This is a genomic window from Scopulibacillus cellulosilyticus, assembly GCF_042665295.1.
Taxonomy (GTDB): Bacteria; Bacillota; Bacilli; order Bacillales; family Sporolactobacillaceae; genus Scopulibacillus_A; species Scopulibacillus_A cellulosilyticus.
Window position 1 is genome coordinate 52,078 of sequence record NZ_JBHTCO010000020.1, and the last position, 22,851, is coordinate 74,928.

A 22,851-nucleotide genomic window follows, 5' to 3' on the forward strand; every position below is an offset into this window, starting at 1 on the left:
TTATAAAAAATTCTCAATATTATTTTAAAAAACGATAACGTGTAAATTTAAAACTGTTGGTGACATTAAGAAATAAGGAGGTATGATGCATGAATCAACAGCAGCAACAACAGCAGCAAAATCAAAATGTCATGGCGCAGCCGCCATTTGTCATCAGTACAAAGGATCATCTCTACTTACAGGATATGCTGTCTTGGAATTTAAATGTAATTAAAAAGTTTAATTTCTTTGCCGGGCAATGCCAAGATAGTGAAGTTAAGCAAGCGATCAATCAAGCTTGCCAAATGCATCAAAATCATTATCGAACCCTTTTAAATCACATTCAGCAGCATATTCAAAATAATACGAATCCAAGTACTGGAGGGATGCAATAATGCAGCAAAGCAATAAAATACAAAACCCTTCCACCCAAACAACAAAGACAGCACAGATGAATGACCGTGATTTCTTAAACGATTGTCTGGCAACCGAAAAATATTTAACGACATCCTACAGCATGGCACTTCATGAAATGAGCCACCAAGCGCTTTATCAAGATGTCTCTAAGATTTTTAACGAAACAGAAGACTGCCAGCGGCAAATGTTTAACTTAATGTTTAAAAAGGGCTGGTATGGTTTAGATGCAGAACAAGCACAAACACTCCAACAAACTTACCAGCAATTTTCCCAATACGAAACAGAACAATTTCCAAATCAAGGTACCATTCAATAATGGCTTTCAACAACCGAGCGTGATTTTTGACGTTCGGTTTTTACTATTTTTAAGGGTTGCCCTTTCCATTTGTTAATTAAAGCTAAGTACATTTTTCCCCCTCTTCATATAAGAGGGAGAATTTAATTTTTTCATTTTTTTACTGCTTCACTTTAGAAGGGAAAAAAACTTGATATGCTTTTGCCGGATTACTAAACCATTCAGCAACCGCATCAGCCTTTACTTGGTCTTGTGCCCCCTGAAGCAAGAAATGAATAACATGTTCGGGCAAAGGCATAGCCATCGCATTCGTCCAGCCAGTTACTTCTTTTACATACTGTTTCGTTCGATTCCAATAAGATTCTCCTGTTTGTGCATCCCATTCTGAATCCTTATATTCAATAAGGGTTTCGTACAATTTTTCAGCACAATAAGAAGCTAGATTAGAACCTTGACCTGTAATAGGGTCATTAAGAAAAATGCTGTCACCGCACCCGACGACCAGCTTATTTTTAATAAAGAGATACGGCCTGCGGATAACAGGTATAAAAGCAATTTGCAAAAAGCTATTTTCATCACATAATGTAAATTCATCTTCCTTAATTCGTTTATAAATTTCCGGGAAAAATTTTTGAACTGTACTTTTCATTTTCAGTGTAAATTCTTCTTGTTTCTTTATTCCTTTAAAAACATCTAATTTATTGTTTGGTACAGCTGTAATAAACAATATTGTCACAGGGCCGCGTTCTGTTATAGCAGGTATTTCAAACATTTCTCCTAACTCAGGAAGAACCGTTACGTTAACCCCAAGGGGAGTATTAGGCTTTATACCTAAAAAATAGCCGACAATACATTTTCGTAAAGGGGTTTTAAAAGGTGAAAGATCCTCTTCAATTGGAAATGGCAAAAGAGGGCCTGTTTTTCCTGTGCAATCAATGACTAAATCAAAGTTATCAATCAGTGCTTCTATATTTTCTTTGATCACTTTCTCAAAACGGAAAGAGACACCTTTACTTGTAAGGTCTTCTATGTAATGTGAATAAGACAAGCGTTGATCAATCGATAATGCCGGTTCTTTTAACATACCTGTAAAAAGCTTTTTATCTCCAATAGTCACATGAATGCTTTCGATAAGCTTTTGTTCCTTCCATTCCGGCATTCCAAAGCGCTTTTCACGGTTTCTTGTCGGTCCAAAGTGAACTTGTGTAGACATAATTCTTCCTTGTCTGATCTGATCTGGTGAGCGGCGCTCAATAACCGTAACATCAAAATTTTCCTTAAGTGCATAAGCCAGCTGCAACCCCGCTGTGCCGCTGCCAATTATACAAATACTTTTCTTCAAGAAATTCACCCTTTTTCATTATGGATAATTAGAAATATTCCGTTAAATATTAGCATTAAAAATAGTGAACATATATAGTTCTATTGGTTTAATTTTTTTAAAGGAAATTTAATAAGGGCAAAAAATTAAAAAACCGGCGTTATGCCGGTTTTTAAAATTATTGGTTATATTGAGGTTCTTCTTGTTGAATTTCTTGAAGACGCGGTTCAAGTTGATCACAAATCATTTTAGTTTGCTGAGCGGCGTTTTGGTAAAGTTGTTTAGCTTGTTGATTGTCAGTTCCTAAAGCAAATGTTTCTAAGCTTGCATGGGCACTTTTTAAGCTCGCAATCGTTTGTTTAACCTGGTTAACTACAGTCATTATTTGTGTCCTCCTTTTATTTATAACCGAAAAAAATAGTTCATTTTATTCAAGAAAGCTTTCTTGATCAATCGGTGAACCACCCGACTGTTTTAGAATATGTCATTTACTCCTTGTTATTCGGACCTTTCGATTACTTTTATTGGAAGGGAATATTAGCAGCCAAAGCGTGTAATTTAAGGTTTTTATGATAAAAATACAGTATATTCACTATACCGCAGCCAATTTGATTCTTAATGTATAAAATAAACACGGCTCTTACAAAAATCGTAAAAGCCGTGTTCAGTCACTTATTTGTCCGATTCCGACAAAGCAGCTCCAAAACGATCTACCAGTTTGTTGAGCGATTCCTGACTATACCCTTCTGTTAAAATAGAATAAGCTAAAAGATCGCCATTTTTCGCCTGAACATATCCTGATAAAGCCCGTTGCTGCGGCATAAATCCGGTAATTCCCCGCAAATGATGTTCGGCATCCGTCCCTTGCATACGATGAGAAAGTATGCCTTTCTCTCCGGCAACTGGGAGAGATTGATAGAAGCTTTTAAACGCTGATTCATGTGTTTCAGCTGCAAGAAAGGTCACCAGTTGTTCGGCTGAAAACTGATTGTATCCTGTCAACCCTGATCCATCCATCATATCGAATGGTGATGTTACATTAAGCCCTTCTAAATTTTCGTGAACCGTATCAATACCATCTTCAAAAGTTCCGTTGTTCTTTTTCTCGAGTCCTAATGTTTTTAAAATCATTTCCGCATAAAAGTTATCATTATAATGGTTCATATAACTGATAATATCAGACAACGGCGGAGAATAATACTTCTTAACGAGCTTAGCATCATTAGGTGTTTTATCAGATAAAATTTTACTGTTTGAATAGAGGCGGACGCCTTGTTCTTTTAATTGGTTACGCAAAAGATATCCGGTATAAAGATAGGGTTTTTCTACAGTTGTACTCGTATGCCCATTTCTATAATTAACCGGAAGGCTCCCTGTTATATGAATCGTATTTTTACCGCGTTCCCGTTCAATTTTTAGTGTGTTTTTAGAGTTTTGCGCACCGGTGACTGCCTTATTAACAACGTGGACGTATTCAGTTTTTGGCATTTGCTTTAACCGTATCGGTTTACCCGGCTTCTCCCCGGGACGATAGTCGAATCGTAATGTTCCTTGATTAACCGACAGAGCCGATATTTGCGGCTCGAAAGGCTTGCTTTCATTATCCCACGTCCATCCCGGGGCATAACAATCGTCTGGAAAAGCGCTTGAATCAACTAGAATATTCCCTTTTACACCGCGAATACCGGATTCTTTAATATCTGATGCCATTTGCGCTAATGTCGGTCCTTTTAGTAAGTGCCCTGAACCCTTATCAGCTAAAGTCGGGTCACCGTATCCTTTAATAATAAGGTCACCGTCTAATACACCATTGTGAATCTTTCCGTTTTGGTATACTTCCGTACGAAAATGATAATCCGCTCCAAGCTCATTTAAGGCGGCACCTGTTGTAAACAGTTTTGTATCTGACCCGGGTGTCAAAAGCTTTTGAGCGTTATGTTCATATAATACTTTATTGCCGCCTGTCGAGTAGACCATTGCGCCTTTGATAACCCTGCTGTACTTTTTGTCATTTAGAATAGGATCAAGCTTGCTTGATAAAGGATATTTCTTTTGATCAGGTATTGGCCCCGGATCCTGTATATCAGGGTACTTTGCCAAAGTTACCGCAATCTTATCCTGTAAATCCTGGGCATATTTACTCTTGTATACGCCATTCATCATGATAGAAAATGCAAGTCTTTCCCCGCTTTTACTTTTCACAAAACCGACCAATGAATTAACACCGTTCATACTCCCTGTCTTAGCTTTGACGTTCTTTTCAGCCGGTGTATCTTTCATACGCTTTTTCAATGTCCCATCCACGCCTGCTACAGGAAGAAATGAGATAAAGCGTTTACGGTTAGAACTTTGATCAACAGCTCTTAACAGTTGAATAAAATGATGCGGGGATATGACATTTAATCGGGACAAACCTGAACCGTCCTTTTGTACAAATCCGTTGTCGACACCTAACTTATCATGGACATATTTTCTAATTACGGTCAGTCCGGCCTTCGTGCTTCCATCTTTCCGAACGCTTGCGCCTAGCTGTTTCGTCAGCATTTCGGCAATAAAATTATCGCTGTCTTTATCTTGTTTTTTTAAAATTTTATCTAAATCAGGAGAATAAACTTTGGCAATGAGTTTTGCGTGTTTATCTATCTTTCTTGTTCTAATCTGCGGCTCTTGATTAAACGAAACACCCTGATGTTTAAGGTGATCGTAAAACACTCGGCCGGTAAAACGCGCAGGGTCCTCAATAGAAATTTCTTCTTTGTAATAATGATGATCTTTGTGTTCATCATCCTTGTAATCTTTCCCAATCGTTCCTTTTATAACAATTTCATTTTTTAACCGCGTACGGGTTATCGTCAAGTCTTCTTCCTTACCTTCAACTGTTTTGGCATGATTTATGACTTGAACGTATTCGGGTGATGGATTAACTGAAACTTTCGGTTTATCCCCCGGTTGTGACGGTGCTGCTTTAACATCTACTGTGCTTTCATTTACGGACAGCGCCCCGATTGGTGCAGCATAATCATATGGTTCATCATCCCACATCCATTTTGCACCAAGACGCTTATTATCAAAATAGCTGTCATCAACAATAACTTGTCCGTCAACGCGGCGTACACCTTTTTTTGCAAGGGATTTAGCCAATTCTTCTAACTTTTTCACGGTCAAAACCGGATCCCCATAGCCTTTCAGTTCAATATCTCCATGCAGTACACCGTTTGATTTCAGCTTTCCATTAATATAAACCTTTGTAGGAAACCTTTTATTCTTCGGCCATAAGCCGCTTGCCGTTGCTGTAACTAATAATTTCAAAACGGAAGCCGGAACAAAAGTTTTATTTTCCTGATATGAGGCCAGCGTTTTTTTTCGATCCAAAGAATAAATATCGTAGCCGACGATCATACCTTTGGCATAGGGTTCGGAATTCAGTTCATCAACATAGTGCCGCAACGTATCCGCCAAAATTTTATCGGAATCCTGATGACCATAAGCTAAAGCGGGTGTTGCGGTACCCGCAATTAACAGGATGGCAAGAAATAAATATAAGGCTTTAAAAGGTGAAAAAATGATATTAAACCCCTTTCATTCTTATCTTCCTTACATCATTTTTGGAAGGCTTTTTCAATCGGGAAGCAAAAAATAATACAGTCTCCCAAATAAACAAAACAATCATAACTAATCCAAATACTATGATGATATGATTAAAGAAATGCCTCCAAACTATTGAAATCCCTTTCTTTGGCAAGTGAATCGAAAAAGCTAAAAACATGCTAAAGGTAAAATTCCTTGCCCACTGCGAAACATCATAAACAAAGATAGCTTCCCGCACACCGAATGTTTTAATTCTTAACACGGCTCGAAAAGTTTCAATGCTCTCAATAATTATGATAAAAATAAAAGCAAGTAACCAAACAAAGTAAAGAAGCGAAGCCGGTACAGCATGAGACAGCGTACTTGCAAGTCCAGTAATAGATAAAGCACCGTGTATAATGCAATTCGTATTTTTCCAATCACTGACTAAATGCCAATTTAACCGAACATATTGCCTGATAATTAATATAAGACCAATAAGGTAAAAGCAAACCCCGAGCAAAATTAATAATTGATAGATTTCTTCAGGCATGGATTTTTTCAACAATAATGAATAATCAATAACTAACGATTGCGTGCTTACAGCCGATAACAAGACGACACCATGAACAAGTGTCTGTTTCATTTTATATAATTGAAAATAACGAATGATACATAAGCCGGCATAAATCAGCCATAGACAAGAATTAATCATAATAATCAAAATGGCGATCATACGCCATTCCCTTAAGAAGAGAATTAATCCCATAGAACAGACAGAAGAGCCGGCGAGCCAAGTTCCCATTGCAAAACTGTTTAGGACTGACCGAAGGTGGCGTTCAAAAAATGTGCCTTTAAAAAGGGAGGCCGTATAATCGGTGATTAAAGACAGCCATAGTACAAAGATAACGATGATTAACAATTGATCCAAAAAAGCAATGTCAATAGGCATTTCATATATCGCATCACTAACAAAAACCCCCATAGACATCACAATTGCTCCGGCAGCAGTCGCAGCGTACGTTGGTTTAAACAGACGTTTACGAAAAATGAAAAATGCAACCCATAAAAAAACAAAAGCTGCAAAATCGGCTAACGCCTTAGGCTCAATCCAGATCATACACAAATAGGCTAATCCAAAACCAAGAACTAATAACAGACAATTCAACGAAATATGCTTAACTCTCAATTTATTCTTCCTTATAACTTAATATTCTTTAATATAATCTTTTAAAACTCTTACATGATTATACGTTTCATCCTTTGCCGCATAAACAAACGTTACTGTGCCGTTTTTCAGTTGATCTTTAACTTGATCAACAGCCTTTTGTTTTTCAGGTTCTGTTTTTAATTCTTCAATATAACGCGCTTTAAAATCATTAAATTTATCTGGATCATGTGCAAACCATTTTCTCAGATTCGGACTCGGCGCAATATCTTTTAGCCATAAATCAACATGCGCTTTCTCCTTTTTCACACCTCTTGGCCATAATCGGTCAACCAATATCCGAAAGCCATCATTATCTTCAACATCCTCATAAACCCGTTTCATTTTTAATTCAGCCATAGATCTTCTTCCTCCTTTTTAAGCTCTTAAACCCATTTTACATGAAAAATAGCAAACTGGTAAAATCCAGTAATCACAAAAAGACCCCTACTAACCTCCCAGGTACCCGAACGGTATTAGTGAAGGGAGGAATTATTCAAATGAAAAAAATATTCGGTATTGTCCTTACAGGGCTGTTAGCACTGCCATTTATTGCTGCCCACGGTGCCGATGCAGCTGACTACCAGCATTGTAAATTTGAGCATCAAGGGCAAATCAAAACGCACTTTATTTATTATAATTATAAAAGTCAAAGTCAGAGCGGTGATCAAACAAAATCGGCGGCAACTGATCAATCAAATACAACGACGACTGATCAAAATAACAAAGCAGCTGGAAATGATCAAAACTCTGCTAAATCTGACCAAAGCAAAAGCCAACTTAATGCTTATGAACAAAAAGTGGTAGAGCTAACAAACCAAGAACGCCAGAAGAATGGCCTTCAGCCGTTAAAGGTGGACAACCAATTATCAAAAATGGCTCGTGACAAATCACAAGATATGGCTGATAATGGATACTTTGATCACCAATCGCCAAAATACGGTTCCCCATTTGATATGATGAAGACATATGGAATCAAATATACGGCAGCTGGAGAAAACATTGCGGCAGGACAGAAAACACCTGAAGAAGTCGTTAACTCTTGGATGAACAGTCCTGGACACAGAGCAAACATTCTTAACAAAGACTACACATACATTGGCGTAGGCTATGTTAAAGGCGGTTCTTACGGAACTTATTGGACACAGGACTTCATTAAGAAATAAAAAGAAATCCTCGTATGAATTTATCATGCGAGGATTTTTATTGTTTAAATTTAGTACCGGCCCCGGCCGGGTGGAAAGCCCAGTTGACTAGGAAATGGAATACTGGGCTCCCCTTGCTGACCGCTATAGTATGGCGATCCGGCGCCTTGTCCCGGGGATGGTATACCCGGCATCATTCCTCCGCCCGGCTGACCGCCCTGACCCTGCGTGCCAAATAACCCTTGTTGGCCTTGACCGCCGCTTTGACCCGGATATGGCGTCCCGGGCATTACACCTCCGCCCGGTTGGCCCCCTTGTCCGTGAAATGGCGTACCCGGCATCATTCCCCCGCCCGGCTGGCCGCTTTGCCCCTGCGTACCTAATAATCCGTGATGGCCTTGACCGCCATTTTGACCCGGATACGGCGGCATACCCGGCATCGTACCTCCGCCTTGCTGGCCCCCGCTTTGTTGTTCATGACGATTAGTCCAATCCGGTTGACCCAAATAGTAATAATGCATCAAATTCCCTCCTGTTGAAATAAAAAGACTTTATTATCATATTCATATTTCTTTATCATGTTATATTCATCCATAAGTCAGTTCTTTTGCCTATTTTAGAATATGAGAAATATATGCTAAGCGTGTAAATCCAGAAATCTTAATGAAAGGAACCCTAGGCAATCCCGGCTTTGACCAGAAGTATTTCATAGCACATAATTGGAATTTAGTCGTACTCAAGATTTCCCCGAAACAGAATTGTTGCTCAAAAAAAATGCTAAAGGCTAATGTCACGTACCTTATACCCGCCTCTAACATAATTATGCTATAAGCGGATTAGATGAGGTGATAAAAATGACTAAAAACGTCATATACCGGGAATATGGCCCCGGTGATGCCGTTAAAATCGGGTCTTTTAATAAAGAGCTGGAGTCAGCCTATTTATTTAACAATGACTTTAAGCCAGAAAATATTTTTTTAGCAACCGATAAGAAAAACCAAGTTTTGGCTATCGGTCATTTAGAACCGTACAGTTTTCTTGAAAAGAATGGAGAAACTAAAACGTACGTTTCCCATTTTCGTATAAACATTGTTCAAAATCCTATGTATTCAATAGATGAAAGTGTCAAAGATGGTATTTTAACAAAACTGATTAAACGCGCAAAAGAAATAAAAAAATGTCATCATAAAACCATTAAGTTATACGTCAGTCTGCCAAATCAAAAAACAAATGACATTGATTATTTTTTATCAAAAGGCTTTTGTCACAATGAGACAGCTTTTATTATGCGCCGCGATCTGACTAAACCAATAGATACTGATTTTCCTCGATATAATGGCGTCGACGTTTCTCATTGGAAGGTGGAAACAGAAAAAGAACAGCTCAAATACTTACAAGCACAGAAAGATAGTGAAATACCAGAACTATGGAGTAAAGAAAAGCTTGTGTGGTTTAAATCAAGACCTAATTGGCATACATTTACAGCCTTTTATCAAGGTAACATCATTGGAAGCGTTATGACTTGGGAATTAGGTGAAAACATAAGCATGACAGAACAAATGTTCATTCTGCCTCATTGGAGACAAAAGGGCATTGCCCGGCAAATCCTTACAGATGCATTAGTCTCTTTACGTGATAAGGGAAAAACTGAGGTCTTGTTAGGGGTTTTAAGTCATAATAAAGGGGCAATTAATTTATGTAAGTCAGCAGGCTACCACCTCATTGAGACTTATCTTCAATTTTCGTTGACCATATAAAAGAGAAATTAGAACGCCCATACTTCTTTTAAGCGGCAAAAGATTATGTTTGATAATCCCACATAATTATTAGCCGCTTCTTTTCAATTATTTTTCGATATGAATTGAAAAAAAATACATAAATTCCAAAATAAAAACGAATAATAAGAGCAATTCAGGAAAGGAGTGAAAATTTATGCGTTATTTGTGTTTAAGTCTATTGCTTGCAACAATGTTTTCTATCATTCCGTTTGGCACGGGACCAGTTCACGCAAAGGATACTCTAGATACTCTAGCAAATTCCGGAACAAAGATTGTAAAGCTAACGCAGCAACAAAAAGCTGAATTACAAGCACTACATAAGCAGATTTTAAGCAAGAAAGAAGAGGTGATTCATAAATACGTAGAGTATGGTATTTTAACAAAGGCAAAAGGGAACAAAATTATAGCACGGATGGAACACCACTATGCAATGCATGAAAAAAACGGCTTCATCCCCAGATGGCATGGCCACAAAGATAAACATTGGGGGAAATTGAAAGAAAATAATTAAGATATAAAAAGGCTGGGACAAAAGGTCATTAATAACCCTTTGTCCCAGCCTTTTCATTATATTTACTTCTTAAATATGTCCTTTACGTCTCCTGCCTTTTCTTGAATTTTTCCTTTTGCTTTATCTTTTTCGCCTTCAGCTACTTTTTGATCATCATTCGTTATATTTCCCCAAGCTTTTTTTGCTTCACCTTTAACCTGGTTGCCTTTTCCTTTTAATTTGTCATTGCTCATTAGCGTTCCCTCCCTTTATTATTCATGTTTTTCTATACCCGTATGAATGAATAATAAACATACTAACCAATTAAGGTTTCAATTTCGTATCAGTATACATATCAGAACGCAAGCGGATGAACCGGTACAGATGTGTCACGATTACTTTTAGAACTGCGTACCCTGGGACAGCGAGGATAATGCCAACAATTCCGAAAAGGTTCCCCGCCGTCAAAATGACGAAAATAACGGTTATAGGGTGAATGTGCAAGCTTCTTCCCATAATTTGAGGTGAAATGACTTTCCCTTCAAGCAAATGAACGACTACCCAAACAATAGCTAATTTAAGAATCATTAAAGGTGAAGTGACAATAGCTAATACGGCAGCTGGTAAAATAGCAATGAAGGGTCCTAAATAAGGGACAACATTTGTCACCATAGCAATAACCGCGAGCAGCAGCGCATAGTCCAAGCCAATAATTGAATAACCAATAAATAGCAAAATACCAACACAAATAGCTACAAAAATTTGGCCCCGAATATAAGCACTTAGCGCATGGTTCATGTCACCTAAAATTTCTTTCGCCTCTTGACGTGTTTGATTAGGTAAAAAGTTTACAATGTAATCCGGTAATTTTTTACCGTCTTTCAATAAGTAAAAAAGTAAGAAAGGCAAGACAACTATTGATAATATAACTTCAGTGATCGTGCCGACAAAAGTGACAATTCCCTGTGAAAAGTTTGACACATATTTACTTAAATGCCCTGAAATATCCTTCGTTATTTTACTGATATCCGTATTTAGAGAGGACCCTGCCTTATGAACAATTTTACTTTGAGTGACTTTATGAATAATCCCTTGAATTTCATGACTGAGATGAGGAATATTATCTATCAGACTTTGAATTTGTTCTTTCAACGGCGGTATAACAGATCCTACTATAAGAGTAATAATACCGATAATGACTATGTACAATATTAGAATAGATATGATTCTTTTAATTCTTAGCTTTTCCAAGAGGTCAATCAAAGGATTAAATAAGTAGAAACAAACTCCTGCCAAAACAATCGGTAAAAATACAGTTTCTATGAAAATCATGACTGGCTTTAAAATAAAAGTAATCTCTGATAATGAGAAAATCGTTGTACTTATAATAAAGATGATTATCGTATAAACCACGAATTTATTATTTAAAATTTTCTCTTTAAAAACTGTTCTTTTTGGACTTTTAAACGCCATTCTATCACTCCCTTACTCAAGGCAAGACTTAAAGATGCTAATTTTCATATATTCATTTTACCCGTAAAGGCCTTGATTGGAAACGTCTTTTTGGTTCAATTAATCGGGAGTATCCTTTACAAAAGTTAATAGCATCTCCAGTCTTCCAAGGGAGTTGCTTACGTTTCGAAAAGAAAGTTTTCGATGCCTATCTTTTTAAATGAACAGGATGAACGATGGTGTTCAATAGTCCTCCAATAATGATAATCATTGCTGAAAGGTAAAACCAAAACATTAATACGACAATGCCCCCTAATTGACCGTAAAAGGCTGAATAATTGTTATGCCTTACATAAGAGGCAAACCCTAAAGAAACCATCTGCCAACCTATTGTTGCGAAAATAGCTCCCGGCATGACGTTCATGATTTTGAGTTTGATGTTAGGAGCAAAATAATAAAGACCTATAAAAAAGACGATGATAAACAAACTTCCAATACCCCATTGAATAAAAAGCCAAAGATTTTGAAACCATTCAATAGAGACAACGTCCTGTAAGTAATATCTCATCACGCCTTCAATAGCAGGAACGACTACAGAAAACAGAATGGCAATCATAAAACCAATCGTAAGCAGCAAGCCTTCCAATACTTGCTTAAAAATGTTTTTCTTCGTTTCTATCTCATACGCGTCATTTAATATTCTCTTGATACATTGAAATCCCATTGAAGACAACCATAATGTAAAAACTAAACTAAAGGACAGCAGATTGCCTTTTTGGTGAATGAGCGTGTAAGTCAGCGTATTTTCAATTAAGCTGTAAGTACCTTTAGGGGCAAAAGGCTTGATCAATTCTAAAATATAGTCTCCTCTAAACGGCAAATAAGGAATTAAGGAATAGATAACTAGTAGAAACGGAAAAATTGACATTAAAAAGTAATAAGCCATCTGGGCGGATAAATCATAGACTCTTAATTTAAAAAAACCGTCGCCAAGCTGACGAAGTATAGAAAAGATATCCATAATAATAGTGCCTCCTCTTCTAAAAAGGTGACAAAGATGCAGGTAAAGAAAGATTTAATTATAATTAAGCTATTCCAGTCAAAAAAGAATCATGATTGAGAACGGTCTATTTATCCCGGTGCAACCGTCCGTATGACTCCCGCCTCAAAAATTTAGCTTAAACGCTGAAGTTTAGGCGGGAGATAACGGACGCTAACACCCCGATTTGTTCAACTAACCATCAGTGGGGGATGAAGAAAAACCCCCACTGATGGAAGTTTCACTTTATTGTTAATGTCCATTTATGGAAAGATTTAAACCTTTAATACGAGTTTAACACGTTAATTTTTAAATTTTGAATATATTATTTATCCTACGGAAAAACTCACCATAAGCAACGCCTGTTCTTATTAAAAAATATTGACAGTTATTTTTTAAAAATATATTTTAAAAATGAATTTATCATGAAAGTTTAATCATATTATTTTATAGATTGGAAGGAAATCGGCAATGAAAAGTGTTTCAGTCATTATGAATCCATCAGCTGGAAATAATAAGTTAAAAAACGATATTCATATTATAAAACAGAAACTGTCGCAGAAATATGAATCCGTTGATATTTATTTAACTAAAGAACCTGGCGACGGCGCTAATTACGTAAGAAAAATTGCCAATAACGTTGATTTAATTATCGGCGCCGGCGGAGACGGTACTATTTATGAACTTATCAATGCCATATGCGGTTTAGAAAAACGGCCGGCTTTTGCTATTATCCCGGGAGGAACTTGCAACGATTTTTCCCGTGCTGTCGGCATGTCCCAAAAACCGTTAGAAGCGCTTGAGCAAATTTTAGATGAACATCAAGAAAAAGTTGATGTCGGGTATACTGACCATCAATATTTTCTCAATTTTTGGGGTATTGGTCTCATTACTCAGGTTTCTGAAAATCTTGAATCAGATAAGAAATTAGGCAGATTATCTTACTATATTAGTACAATGCAAACCATTAATAATGCCGAATCTTTTCATTTAAAGCTGGCTTCAAAGGAACGCGATTATGACGGAAAAGCTGTCATGGTTATTGTAGGGAACGGTCCCTTTACAGGCGGATTACAAGCCTTTTTCCCAAATTGCAATCTTCAGGACGGCTTGTTGGATGTCCTTATTTTAAAAGATACATCCTTACCGACATTCTGGTCCATTCTGCGTTCAAGTGTGGCCAGTGAAGATTTATTTAATAAAGAAGAAATTATTCATTTTCAGACAAATGAATTGACTATTGAATGTGAGCCAGAACAGAAAATTGATTGTGATGGTGAACGAAATGAATCAACCCCGGCTCATATAAAGATTCTGCCGCAGCATTTAACTGTAATGGTTGGCGACTTTTCAAATTAATAAAGGATATCCCGGCTTAGCATCTCAACGGCCCTTGTATGCAGCCTTTTGTTAGATCAATATTTAAAAGTTTATCTTTTCGAATCGGCGGGTAATTTAGATATTGAGACCTTACATTAATCTAATGGGAGGAAACATTATGGGTATTATTTGGACTCTTATTATAGGCGGTATTATTGGATGGCTGGGCGGATTAATCACCGGCCGGGATATTCCAGGCGGTATTATTGGTAATATTATAGCCGGGTTCATTGGATCATGGTTAGGTACGTTTATTCTTGGCCATTGGGGACCGAGGCTTGCAGGGTTTTACATCATCCCGGCAATTATCGGAGCTATTATTTTAGTTCTTATCCTTAGTTTCTTTTTTCGCTCCTTTAGAAAAAGATCATAACATAAAAGGCGTGTCACAATTTAAAACTATGCCAATTATAGCTGGAAAAATTTAAAAAACAAATGAACTTGTTATCAATTCTGACTGGAAACGAGCAGATAATGGATGCTGCTAAAACAGACCTTTTTAATACGTTAGGCCACCTGGTTATCCAGGTGGCCATTTTGATTAATTTAAAATTAAATCAAGAATCAAGTCTTTTATAGCGGGCTTCAGCAAACATATACACACCGTATGCAATTAAACCAACAGCAGCAACAGCCAGAAGTACAGAACCATAGGGCTGCCGGGATACCTCAGCAAGCGCGCCATCCAGACCTTTCGTTTCATTAGGATCAGCCTGGATGGCTGTTCGAATAAGAAAAAAGCCAATAATCCCAAAGACAACGCCGCGTGCCGAAATCCCAAATTTCCCAAACCGTCCGCTCCACAGCCATTCTTTTCGGCTCATCTTATTTTTCTTAAGATTTTTTTGAAACTTGCCTGACAGTGCCCAAAATACTTGACCTATACCAAAAATAAGGATCCCTGCTCCCAGCAATCCGATAATGGTTTGACCAAATGGTTCCGCAAGCATTTTTGCTGATAAGGTTTGATAATGATGCCCTGGATCTTTAACACCAACATGCATTAACATCTTTACTGCACTGATACATAGACTTATATATATACCGGCAACAAAAAGGTACCCGATCCGGGTAACGATGCCTTTCAGATTATGTCCGATATTTTGCGGGTCAAAAAGTGCAGCGATGATTTGCCAACACCCATAACTGCAAAGACCTGCAGCCAAAACGATAAGTCCTATAAACCCAAACGGCTGCTTTGCAATTGTATGAAGCGCGCCTTCTGAACTCACTAATTTACCATGTAAACCAAAAGCTGTTTGCATAGCCAATAATCCTATGATGAAATAGACGGCTCCTTGCGCCATATGCCCAAAACGTGCAAATCGAATGACCCAAGGCTTTGTCTGTTCTTTTACTTTATGAAACTTGTGGTCATCTTTAATAAATGGTGTTTTCCCCATACCGCTCCGCTCTCCCTTTGCAAACAGATATAAATACGATAATTGTTCATCTAATCATAACTAAAATTGAACTTTAATACCCTATAATATCTTATATATCATATTATAAAAAGTTGCAGGCGGGATAAATGGCCGGTATAGCCCTATTATCAAAAAAGAAGGCGTTCCAATTGGATTGCCTTCTAACCCGATTTTATATTGTTAGACACTAAATCAGAAATTAAAAATCAATTACCCGGGGTAAGCTTTACCCCGGGTAATTTTCTAAATGAATTAAAACAAATTATAGACCGCCAAGACCTAATTGATTTAAAATGTCTACGTCGACAACATCAGCATCACCGCTGTTTCCAGAAAGAATACCGTCTAATAAATTTACCTGTTTCACATTTTTCACCTCCACTAAAACTAGTATTTGGTTATTTATGAAACTACAATTACAATATAACAGAATAATATTTTCCATAATAGAGAATGATTAACTAATCCTTACGGTCTAAATAACCGCAGCTGCTTATAAAGAATTACTACTTTTTTGGTTGGATATTTACTTTTGTAATATTTAATTAATTGTAAATATATAATCCTACTATTTATCATTATTCTAAGATACATAAGAATCCGTTAAACTATTAAATAACATCCATAGTATAAATTACAAGTAAGCATAAACTTTAAAAATTAAAAGTAAATTACATTTTAATTTTGATTTTGTAAAAGATATAAGGACTAAAGGGCTAATATTTCCAACCAAAAAATATTAGAACAAATTTTAAATTTTATTTATGAAAAAAGAAAAAAATCCCTTGAGATGGGAAGTCTCAAGGGAAATAAAAGGAGTATTTTTAAGGATAAACCAGAGCTTGTATTTATAATCTCCATTGGAAGCATTTTATATGCATAATCATGAACTTTTAATTATTTTAGTTTCGACGTAATCATTTGACTAAATATCTCCCACCAGCCTACATCTATTGTATTCACAAATACACGTCTTGTTTCGGGCAACTGTTCATTTAGGTTAACCGTTTTAAACTTTTCTTTAAAGGCGGTATATCAAGATTGAAAGAACCGTAACTGTAATCATAATAACGAAGATACTGTGGTCTCATGAGACGGCAGTATCTCCGGTTCCTTTTAAAGTTCCTTTAATACTTAAGTATTTCTCGGTTTTTCTTCCTTTTCAACCGGTCTTGATTCATCGACGGGAGGATTATTATATCTTTGGTCAACGGTCCCTCCGGCTAATCCTTCATCAACCATCCGGTCAACATCAAAGTTATACTTTTTCCTTTTTTCATTGTCTTTGCTTAGATTCTTTTTATCGTTTTCAGCCATAATCGATCACTCCTTTATTTTGCTCATACCCTTCAGACAAAATTTTAAACTTAGAATTATTAAAATTTAATGTTTTAAATGGTACGGTACTGTCGAAATCACGACATCTTTTCGGAACAATAAGATAACCCGGATCATGAGTCCGGTTTGGTTATGCAAAGCTTTGGTCCACCATTGGCGCGGAATAAACTCTGGGACAAGCACGGTGATCCGGCGATGCTTTCCGTCTTCTCCCATATGATCGATAAAGCGTAATAATGGCCTGATAACACTGCGATAACGCGAAACTGTTGTCACCAAGCGAACATCAGGCGCCCATTTCTCCCATTGCGACTCCATTCTTTTGACATCTTCCTCGTCAAAACCAATATATAAAGCCACAGCTTCCCCGCCTATGGATTTGGCATAACCAATTGTATTACGTACAACCTTGCTGATACCGCTGACCGGAATGATAATACGGCTTTCAATCTCTTCGGGTTTATCTGTTTCAATATCAATTTGAAGCTCCTGACCAACCAGCACAAAATGACGTCTGATCCGATAAAATATCAGGATCAATAAAGGGATGAGAATGACAACAATCCATGCACCTTCCGTAAATTTGGTCACAGCAAAAATAATTGTAACAACAAAGGTCAAAATTGCGCCAATCAGGTTAATCACTAATTTGGACAGCCAATGCTTCGGTTTGTTTTTAATCCAGCGGCAAACCAGGCCTGTTTGCGCTAATGTAAAAGAAAGAAACACACCTATAGCATATAGCGGAATAAGTTGATTCACATTCCCCTCAAACGCGATAATCAATACGATTGCTGCAACAGCCAAAAAGATAATCCCGTTCGAAAAATTCAATCGGTCTCCCCTGACACCAAACATCCGCGGCAAAAACTTATCATCAGACATCATTGAAGCCAAAATAGGAAAAGCCGAGAAACTGGTATTACAAGCCAAAAGCAAAATTAATGCAGTCGTTACCTGGATATAATAGTAAAAAACTGAGTGTCCAAAAATATGCGCCGCAATCTGAGAAAGCACTGTCTCGTGGTTCGGAACAACATGATACAAATAAGCTAATCCAGTGACGCCCGCGAGTAAAATGGCTAGTAATATCACAAGAACGGCTAGCGTACGGGCCGCATTTTGTTTAACCGGTTTCTTAAAATTTGGCGTTGAATTTGAAATCGCCTCAACGCCTGTTAAAGATGAACACCCGGAAGAAAAGGCCCGCATCAGTAAAAACAGCGTTAGTCCTTTCGGCAGGTGATTTGTCACCGGCGGTACATGACTCGGAACCCCTTGAATCAACACTTTCACCAGCCCTGTCACAACCAGTCCTAAAATCCCGAGAATGAACAAGTACGTTGGAAATGAAAAAATTGTTCCAGATTCTCGAATGCCACGTAAATTCAAAACCATAATAAGCAAAACAAAAAATACCCCAATTAAGACCGTATAGGGCCGAAGAACAGGAAAGGCAGAAGAAATGGCTGCGACTCCTGATGATGAGCTGACAGCCACAGTCAATGTATAATCAATAAGTAGAGCAGATCCTGCTGTAAGACCGCCAAACGTCCCCAAATTGTCAGAGGAAACAATATATGCACCTCCCCCGCCGGGATATTCATGAATAATCTGACGATAGGACAACCCCAGCATCACCAATAAAAAAATAATGGCTCCTGCAATCGGCAATGAATACCACAGAGCAACAGCTCCGATTGGAGCAAGAACTGTAAGAATTTGTTCCGGCCCGTAGGCAACAGAAGACAAAGCATCAGATGATAATGTCGGCAAGGCCTTCCATTTAGGTATTTTCTGATCCTTTAATTCTTCTGTTTTTAAAGGCGGTCCGATTAATATTCGTTTCAATGCAGTCATCAATGATCAGCACCTCTTTTGAATAATGTGGTACATTAACCGATGAAATTTAATTAATAACAAGATAAAGAAAACTTGGCTGGTGCCAAGCCTCAGGGCGCAGGCAACTACTTTCCTTGCGTATAAAAAAAGTGAGAAACTCATATAATTTCCCACTAATGATAATTATCTTTTTGAAGTAAATTGTTAAAACACTATATTCTTTTCAGTTGGATTAAGTGAAAGCTATTTAACAATTAATACAGGGCATATTGCATCGTCTAAAACTTTCTTGCTGACACTGCCAAGGAAAAATTCTTTAATCGCTCCTCTTCCGCGGTTTCCCATAACAATGATTTCATATTTATTTTTATCAGCGTATTCACAAATTGCTTTCTCAGGGGTGCCTTCTAAAAGAACAGCATCAATTTTGATGCCTTTGTTATCAATCTCCTCAATAGTGTGTCTTAACAGTTCTTCCCCTTCTTGTTTAAAAGCTTCATCAACATTGATACTTATACCCGCCGCCCCAACATTTGGATAAGATTCCGGAGATATAACATGCACTAGTGTTATATGGCATTCTTCCTCACGCTGTTTACATAAAGAGATTGCCGTTTGCAATGCACGGCCGGCCGCTTCAGATCCATCAATCGGTACTAATAATTTGTTCATTTTACTTTCCTCCCATTTTCTCATATTAACTATTACCCTTTTAAAAAGGTTTCAAAACTTATATGTCAATTTCCATAATTCATACTTTAATACTAAATAGAAGTGGTACTTATGGACATAGTAAAAAATGACAGAACATGTTAATATTTTCTTAACATATGAGCGGGAGGTGAAATCATGTAAATCAATTTATCATTTTTGCGCCATTATGTTTCTGAATATTCCGCCATTCGTTTTATCCTTAATTAAAAAGTATTAATTTATCCTTAATTAAAAAGCATTAATATGAGGAGGGATTGGCAGTGAAACTTTATTTAGATCCGGGCCATGGTGGAAAAGACTCAGGCGCTGAAGGAAATGGTTTACAAGAAAAAGATATTGTATTAGATATTGCCTTAAATATCCATGATATTTTAACTAGAGAATATAAAAATATACAAGTCAAAATGAGCCGAACAACTGATAAATTTGTCAGTTTAGACCAACGTACCAATGAAGCTAACTTATGGGGCGCCGATTACTTTTTATCAATCCATTGCAATTCCAGTAATGGATCAGGTTATGGATATGAAGATTATATTCATGACAGCCTTTCTAATTCATCTAAAACGGGAAAATATAGAGATATTATTCATAAGGAAGTCATCGCGGTTAATGAATTGCACGACCGTGGGGAGAAAAAAGCTGATTTTTATGTTTTGCGTGAATCAACGATGCCTGCGCTATTAACTGAAAACGGCTTTATTGATAATGATCATGATGCTCAATTAATGAAGCGTTCTGACTGGAGGAAAAAAGTTGCCAGAGGACATGTTAACGGGTTGGAAAAGGCCTTTAATCTTGAACAAAATAACACTGTCAATGAAAAAATATACAAAGTTATTGCCGGATCCTTTAGAGATAAGAAAAATGCAGAAAAACGTGTGAATGAACTTCATTCAAAGGGTATTGACGCCTTTATAGATCCCGCCGTTATATCAGGGGAATTATGGTATCGTGTTCAGGCAGGTGCTTTCATTGATGAAAAAAACGCAGAAAAACGCCTCTGGGAAATTGAAGCATTAGGGATTAAGGATGCTTTCATTGCAGCGGAAGATGTCAGCATTCAAGGTCCTGTTTATTTAACAGCTGATGAAATGGATCAGTATGTAAAATCTGTAAATTCAGAGGCTCTTAGTTTAGGAAACTATTATGCCGCGTTTGGTCAATACTATAATATTAAAGGTGATATTGCATTTGCTCAAAGCTTGCTTGAAACAAATTACTTTCGTTTCACAGGCGTCGTTAAAAAAGATCAAAATAATTTTGCAGGTATAGGCGCCACCGGACCGGATAACCCTGGTGCGAGTTTCAATACACCTAGGGACGGTGTCCTTGCCCATATGCAACATTTATATGCCTATGCGACAACCAATCCTTTGCCTGCCAAGTATCCATTAGTTGATCCAAGATTTGATCACGTTGAAAGGGGAACAGCACCAAATTGGGTTGATTTAAACGGTAAATGGGCTGTTCCCGGTGATAATTATGGACAATCTATTTTAAATTTATATAGGAAAATGAAACAATTTTCCAAGGAGTCGAGCCAAAATTACGCGAAAAACTGACTATAAATTATTTTTTGTTAGAAAACAGTTTCAAAATATGAATTGCCATAGGGCATAAGACGGCCGACCCTCCTGTATATTAGAGGATCGGCCGTTTCTATACGTTAAACATCATATAATTAACGACATTGTCGGCTTCTCTTAATCTTTAAAATGGAACTTTTTCCATTCCCCGAATTTTTTAGGAGGACTAAATGCCAAAATGCGGAATAATGAGGCAACTTTTACTGTACCGAGCTTTATTTTTCTAAAGGCTTCCTTTTTCTCTAGGGAATCCTTCGGAATACACTTAGCATGATGCTTGCGAATAGGCTCAATTTCAACCTCAATCATAACCGCCCCTTGGCAATCTTCAAGTTCAAGATCGTACAACTTGGTATAGGGAGGCAACGGTTCTTCTTTTGACTTCTTATCAACAAGCAAATGAAACAGCAGAGCTTTAGCTTTTAAAAAAGTTTCTTCCTCTGAAGTCGCCCATACAGTTTCTTTTCCTAAGTCAGGGAATGTAATTTTTATTTTATCTTGGCTGCAATCAAGTACGGCAGGGTATTTAACTTTAGAAACCTTGTGATCACTCCATTTTGAAAAAATAGAGCATCCCCTCCGTTTTCATAATATTTTACAATACCCTTTAAAACGCCATCCGAAACCCCTATTTCAATTTAGGATCGGTATACATATCTGAATGCAAGCGGATAAACCGGTACAGATGTACGACGATAACTTTTAATACAGCATAGCCTGGTACAGCCAAGATGATGCCAACAAGTCCGAAAAGATTTCCTGCCGTTAAAATGACAAATATAACGGTAATTGGGTGGACATGTAAGCTCTTGCCCATAATTTGAGGTGATATTACTTTACCCTCCAGCAGCTGAACAACGACCCAAACAATCGCTAATTTTACGATCATAAAAGGAGATGTGACAATAGCTATGATAATAGCCGGCGAAATAGCTACGATTGGTCCTACATAAGGAACAACATTTGTCACCATTGCGACTACCGCAAGCAGTAATGCATAATTAAGGCCAATAATTGTATAACCAATAAATAGCAAGATCCCTATACAAATCGCAACAAAAATTTGGCCGCGGATATAGGCGCTTAACGCATGATTCATATCACCTAAGATTTCTTTGGCTTCATGCCGTGTTCTATTAGGTAAAAGTGTGACAAAGTAATCAGGCAACTTTTTGCCGTCTTTCAATAAGTAAAAAAGTAAGAAAGGCAAAACGGCAATTGATAATACAACTTCAGTAAGTGTACTAACAAAGGCGAGTATCCCTTGTGAAAAGCCAGCCGCATATTTACTCAGCTGACTTGTCAGGTTTTTTGCTATTTTATTAATGTCAGTATTAAGGGATTCCCCTGCTTTATGAACAATTTTGCTTTGGGTCACTTTATGAATAATTTCCTGGATTTCATTGCTTAGTTTAGGAATATTGATGATAAGACTTTGAATTTGTTCTTTTAATGGCGGTATAACAGAAGTAACGATAAGTGCAATAATATCGATAATAAGTATATATAATACAAGAATTGATACGATTCTTTTAACACCTCTTCTCTCCAAAAAATCGATGATTGGATTAAATAAATAAAAACAGACACCGGCTAATAAAATCGGCAAGAAGATTGTTTCTATGAAAATAAGCACCGGCTTTAAAATAAAACTTATTTTTGATAAGGAGAGAATAGTTATACTCATAATAAAGATAATCATGATATAAACAACAAATTTATTATTTAAAACTTTCTCTATGAAAAAGGTTTTTTTAGGGCTTTTAGGCTCCAATCTATCACTCCCTTTTAATAGGTGAATTTGTACTTAAAACAGCATTATTTAGAAAATAAAACCTGATTTTCCTAGTTATTAATATTCTATTCGGAAGCAA

Annotated in this window: 23 protein-coding genes; 8 read left to right on the top strand and 15 right to left on the bottom strand. The window is 37.1% G+C overall.

The annotated features are described in order from the left end of the window. The first annotated feature begins 89 nt into the window (after positions 1 to 89). Complete coding sequence (locus ACFQRG_RS15415) at positions 90 to 374, top strand: hypothetical protein (protein WP_380967607.1); 285 nt, start codon at positions 90 to 92, stop codon at positions 372 to 374. Then, entirely contained in the window at positions 374 to 712 is a 339-nt protein-coding gene (locus ACFQRG_RS15420; protein WP_380967609.1) for a spore coat protein, read from the top strand. Before ACFQRG_RS15415 ends, ACFQRG_RS15420 begins: the two co-directional genes overlap by 1 nt. Before the next feature lie 139 nt (positions 713 to 851). Here ACFQRG_RS15420 and ACFQRG_RS15425 read toward each other — a convergent pair whose 3' ends face one another. From ACFQRG_RS15425 to ACFQRG_RS15445, 5 genes are all read right to left on the bottom strand, one after another. Further along, on the bottom strand, positions 852 to 2,033 hold the full coding sequence (locus ACFQRG_RS15425) for a styrene monooxygenase/indole monooxygenase family protein (protein WP_380967611.1): 1,182 nt from the start codon (positions 2,031 to 2,033) through the stop codon (positions 852 to 854). Between the two features lie 157 nt (positions 2,034 to 2,190). Next, positions 2,191 to 2,394 carry a DUF1657 domain-containing protein gene (locus tag ACFQRG_RS15430; RefSeq protein ID WP_380967613.1) on the bottom strand — a complete coding sequence of 68 codons (204 nt, stop codon included), beginning with the start codon at positions 2,392 to 2,394 and terminating at the stop codon, positions 2,191 to 2,193. Positions 2,395 to 2,684: 290 nt separating this feature from the next. Next, positions 2,685 to 5,471: a D-alanyl-D-alanine carboxypeptidase/D-alanyl-D-alanine endopeptidase gene (gene dacB / locus ACFQRG_RS15435; RefSeq protein ID WP_380967615.1), complete on the bottom strand. Its 2,787-nt coding sequence runs from the start codon at positions 5,469 to 5,471 to the stop codon at positions 2,685 to 2,687. A 109-nt stretch (positions 5,472 to 5,580) separates the two neighbouring features. Continuing rightward, a complete protein-coding gene (locus ACFQRG_RS15440) occupies positions 5,581 to 6,768 on the bottom strand; it encodes a TDT family transporter (protein ID WP_380967617.1) in 1,188 nt (395 codons plus the stop codon). 18 nt (positions 6,769 to 6,786) lie between these two features. After that, on the bottom strand, positions 6,787 to 7,146 hold the full coding sequence (locus ACFQRG_RS15445; RefSeq protein ID WP_380967619.1) for a DUF488 domain-containing protein: 360 nt from the start codon (positions 7,144 to 7,146) through the stop codon (positions 6,787 to 6,789). 140 nt (positions 7,147 to 7,286) lie between these two features. Between ACFQRG_RS15445 and ACFQRG_RS15450 the strand changes: the two genes are divergently transcribed. Next, positions 7,287 to 7,952 carry a CAP domain-containing protein gene (locus ACFQRG_RS15450; protein WP_380967621.1) on the top strand — a complete coding sequence of 222 codons (666 nt, stop codon included), beginning with the start codon at positions 7,287 to 7,289 and terminating at the stop codon, positions 7,950 to 7,952. A 50-nt stretch (positions 7,953 to 8,002) separates the two neighbouring features. Here ACFQRG_RS15450 and ACFQRG_RS15455 read toward each other — a convergent pair whose 3' ends face one another. Continuing rightward, positions 8,003 to 8,452 carry a hypothetical protein gene (locus ACFQRG_RS15455; protein ID WP_380967623.1) on the bottom strand — a complete coding sequence of 150 codons (450 nt, stop codon included), beginning with the start codon at positions 8,450 to 8,452 and terminating at the stop codon, positions 8,003 to 8,005. A gap of 333 nt (positions 8,453 to 8,785) precedes the next feature. On the opposite strand from ACFQRG_RS15455, the gene ACFQRG_RS15460 reads away from it, so the two are divergent. Further along, a complete protein-coding gene (locus ACFQRG_RS15460) occupies positions 8,786 to 9,688 on the top strand; it encodes a GNAT family N-acetyltransferase (protein WP_380967625.1) in 903 nt (300 codons plus the stop codon). 175 nt (positions 9,689 to 9,863) lie between these two features. Further along, positions 9,864 to 10,220, top strand: coding sequence for a YckD family protein (locus ACFQRG_RS15465; protein ID WP_380967627.1), 357 nt, complete (start codon positions 9,864 to 9,866; stop codon positions 10,218 to 10,220). A 62-nt stretch (positions 10,221 to 10,282) separates the two neighbouring features. Here ACFQRG_RS15465 and ACFQRG_RS15470 read toward each other — a convergent pair whose 3' ends face one another. The 3 genes from ACFQRG_RS15470 to ACFQRG_RS15480 form a co-directional block, all read right to left on the bottom strand. Continuing rightward, positions 10,283 to 10,453 (bottom strand): CsbD family protein, encoded by a 171-nt coding sequence (locus ACFQRG_RS15470; RefSeq protein WP_380967629.1) that lies wholly within the window; start codon positions 10,451 to 10,453, stop codon positions 10,283 to 10,285. 70 nt (positions 10,454 to 10,523) lie between these two features. After that, positions 10,524 to 11,672: an AI-2E family transporter gene (locus tag ACFQRG_RS15475; protein WP_380967631.1), complete on the bottom strand. Its 1,149-nt coding sequence runs from the start codon at positions 11,670 to 11,672 to the stop codon at positions 10,524 to 10,526. A gap of 187 nt (positions 11,673 to 11,859) precedes the next feature. After that, positions 11,860 to 12,672, bottom strand: a complete 813-nt coding sequence (locus ACFQRG_RS15480) for a YihY/virulence factor BrkB family protein (RefSeq protein ID WP_380967633.1) — start codon at positions 12,670 to 12,672, stop codon at positions 11,860 to 11,862. Positions 12,673 to 13,161: 489 nt separating this feature from the next. Here ACFQRG_RS15480 and ACFQRG_RS15485 point away from each other — a divergent pair, with 489 nt between their 5' ends. Together ACFQRG_RS15485 and ACFQRG_RS15490 are read left to right on the top strand one after the other, a co-directional pair. Continuing rightward, the gene (locus ACFQRG_RS15485; protein ID WP_380967635.1) at positions 13,162 to 14,049 is read left to right on the top strand and encodes a diacylglycerol/lipid kinase family protein; all 888 of its coding nucleotides are present in this window, start codon (positions 13,162 to 13,164) and stop codon (positions 14,047 to 14,049) included. 139 nt (positions 14,050 to 14,188) lie between these two features. Further along, positions 14,189 to 14,443 carry a GlsB/YeaQ/YmgE family stress response membrane protein gene (locus ACFQRG_RS15490; protein ID WP_380967637.1) on the top strand — a complete coding sequence of 85 codons (255 nt, stop codon included), beginning with the start codon at positions 14,189 to 14,191 and terminating at the stop codon, positions 14,441 to 14,443. A 184-nt stretch (positions 14,444 to 14,627) separates the two neighbouring features. Here ACFQRG_RS15490 and ACFQRG_RS15495 read toward each other — a convergent pair whose 3' ends face one another. The 4 genes from ACFQRG_RS15495 to ACFQRG_RS15510 form a co-directional block, all read right to left on the bottom strand. After that, a complete protein-coding gene (locus ACFQRG_RS15495; RefSeq protein WP_380967639.1) occupies positions 14,628 to 15,473 on the bottom strand; it encodes a DUF1206 domain-containing protein in 846 nt (281 codons plus the stop codon). A 1,155-nt stretch (positions 15,474 to 16,628) separates the two neighbouring features. Beyond that, positions 16,629 to 16,811 carry a hypothetical protein gene (locus tag ACFQRG_RS15500; RefSeq protein WP_380967641.1) on the bottom strand — a complete coding sequence of 61 codons (183 nt, stop codon included), beginning with the start codon at positions 16,809 to 16,811 and terminating at the stop codon, positions 16,629 to 16,631. Positions 16,812 to 16,877: 66 nt separating this feature from the next. After that, complete coding sequence (locus tag ACFQRG_RS15505; protein ID WP_380967643.1) at positions 16,878 to 18,695, bottom strand: APC family permease; 1,818 nt, start codon at positions 18,693 to 18,695, stop codon at positions 16,878 to 16,880. A gap of 222 nt (positions 18,696 to 18,917) precedes the next feature. Next, the gene (locus tag ACFQRG_RS15510; protein ID WP_380967646.1) at positions 18,918 to 19,346 is read right to left on the bottom strand and encodes a universal stress protein; all 429 of its coding nucleotides are present in this window, start codon (positions 19,344 to 19,346) and stop codon (positions 18,918 to 18,920) included. A 302-nt stretch (positions 19,347 to 19,648) separates the two neighbouring features. Between ACFQRG_RS15510 and ACFQRG_RS15515 the strand changes: the two genes are divergently transcribed. Further along, the gene (locus ACFQRG_RS15515; protein WP_380967648.1) at positions 19,649 to 20,953 is read left to right on the top strand and encodes an N-acetylmuramoyl-L-alanine amidase; all 1,305 of its coding nucleotides are present in this window, start codon (positions 19,649 to 19,651) and stop codon (positions 20,951 to 20,953) included. A gap of 141 nt (positions 20,954 to 21,094) precedes the next feature. Here the strand turns inward: ACFQRG_RS15515 and ACFQRG_RS15520 are convergent, their stop codons facing one another. After that, a complete protein-coding gene (locus ACFQRG_RS15520) occupies positions 21,095 to 21,286 on the bottom strand; it encodes a hypothetical protein (RefSeq protein WP_380967650.1) in 192 nt (63 codons plus the stop codon). 319 nt (positions 21,287 to 21,605) lie between these two features. Continuing rightward, complete coding sequence (locus ACFQRG_RS15525) at positions 21,606 to 22,751, bottom strand: AI-2E family transporter (protein ID WP_380967652.1); 1,146 nt, start codon at positions 22,749 to 22,751, stop codon at positions 21,606 to 21,608. Between the last annotated feature and the right edge of the window lie 100 nt (positions 22,752 to 22,851).

Excerpts from the sequence above, each read along its gene's own strand:
- ACFQRG_RS15430 (WP_380967613.1), bottom strand. The coding sequence starts at position 2,394 with ATGACTGTAGTTAACCAGGTTAAACAAACGATTGCGAGCTTAAAAAGT.
- ACFQRG_RS15455 (WP_380967623.1), bottom strand. The coding sequence starts at position 8,452 with ATGCATTATTACTATTTGGGTCAACCGGATTGGACTAATCGTCATGAA.
- ACFQRG_RS15500 (WP_380967641.1), bottom strand. The coding sequence starts at position 16,811 with ATGGCTGAAAACGATAAAAAGAATCTAAGCAAAGACAATGAAAAAAGG.
- ACFQRG_RS15510 (WP_380967646.1), bottom strand. The coding sequence starts at position 19,346 with ATGAACAAATTATTAGTACCGATTGATGGATCTGAAGCGGCCGGCCGT.
- ACFQRG_RS15460 (WP_380967625.1), top strand. The coding sequence starts at position 8,786 with ATGACTAAAAACGTCATATACCGGGAATATGGCCCCGGTGATGCCGTT.
- ACFQRG_RS15465 (WP_380967627.1), top strand. The coding sequence starts at position 9,864 with ATGCGTTATTTGTGTTTAAGTCTATTGCTTGCAACAATGTTTTCTATC.
- ACFQRG_RS15475 (WP_380967631.1), bottom strand. The coding sequence starts at position 11,672 with ATGGCGTTTAAAAGTCCAAAAAGAACAGTTTTTAAAGAGAAAATTTTA.
- ACFQRG_RS15415 (WP_380967607.1), top strand. The coding sequence starts at position 90 with ATGAATCAACAGCAGCAACAACAGCAGCAAAATCAAAATGTCATGGCG.
- ACFQRG_RS15470 (WP_380967629.1), bottom strand. The coding sequence starts at position 10,453 with ATGAGCAATGACAAATTAAAAGGAAAAGGCAACCAGGTTAAAGGTGAA.
- ACFQRG_RS15420 (WP_380967609.1), top strand. The coding sequence starts at position 374 with ATGCAGCAAAGCAATAAAATACAAAACCCTTCCACCCAAACAACAAAG.
- ACFQRG_RS15450 (WP_380967621.1), top strand. The coding sequence starts at position 7,287 with ATGAAAAAAATATTCGGTATTGTCCTTACAGGGCTGTTAGCACTGCCA.
- ACFQRG_RS15520 (WP_380967650.1), bottom strand. The coding sequence starts at position 21,286 with ATGATTGAGGTTGAAATTGAGCCTATTCGCAAGCATCATGCTAAGTGT.
- ACFQRG_RS15480 (WP_380967633.1), bottom strand. The coding sequence starts at position 12,672 with ATGGATATCTTTTCTATACTTCGTCAGCTTGGCGACGGTTTTTTTAAA.
- ACFQRG_RS15490 (WP_380967637.1), top strand. The coding sequence starts at position 14,189 with ATGGGTATTATTTGGACTCTTATTATAGGCGGTATTATTGGATGGCTG.
- ACFQRG_RS15485 (WP_380967635.1), top strand. The coding sequence starts at position 13,162 with ATGAAAAGTGTTTCAGTCATTATGAATCCATCAGCTGGAAATAATAAG.
- ACFQRG_RS15445 (WP_380967619.1), bottom strand. The coding sequence starts at position 7,146 with ATGGCTGAATTAAAAATGAAACGGGTTTATGAGGATGTTGAAGATAAT.
- ACFQRG_RS15495 (WP_380967639.1), bottom strand. The coding sequence starts at position 15,473 with ATGGGGAAAACACCATTTATTAAAGATGACCACAAGTTTCATAAAGTA.